Here is a 423-nt window from a genome sequence, read left to right as displayed (position 1 = left end):
ACTCTAACCTATCTGTTTACTGATTTATATTAAACTAGTACACGTGCACTTAAATTAAATGTGATAAGGCATTAATGTTAGTTATTTCAATATCGGCAAGGCCTTTGTAAGTATAGTTGGCAGCTTGGTTATTTAACCATACAGATTGGCAGCCGGCATTATTAGCGCCTTGCACGTCGCTATCTAGGCTGTCACCAATGTGTAAAATAGCTTTGTGTGGCACCTGTAAATGTGTAGCTGCTTGATCAAACAAGTTATTGTGCGGTTTAGCTTTACCGTGTAAACCCGCTTGCAGTACCAAGTTAAATTTATTATTTAAATTAAACTGGCTCACATCGGCATTGCCGTTGGTTATGGCTATAAGGGTAAAGCGAGTAGCGAGCTTATCGAGTAAGTTAAGTACGTCATCGGTCACGGTTATAT

Annotated in this window: 1 protein-coding gene; it reads right to left on the bottom strand. The window is 39.0% G+C overall.

All coding sequences use genetic code 11. The features are described 5' to 3' along the window. Positions 1-49: 49 nt before the first annotated feature. Positions 50-423: HAD-IA family hydrolase (locus AAEY62_RS20435; protein ID WP_350636045.1), on the bottom strand; the 374-nt coding region annotated here is incomplete at its 5' end.

The sequence above is a fragment of the Pseudoalteromonas sp. GW168-MNA-CIBAN-0100 genome (assembly GCF_040309225.1).
Classification (GTDB): Bacteria; Pseudomonadota; Gammaproteobacteria; order Enterobacterales; family Alteromonadaceae; genus Pseudoalteromonas; species Pseudoalteromonas arctica.
Note: the sequence above shows the minus strand (reverse complement) of the source record. Positions and strands in the feature narration are given on the sequence as shown.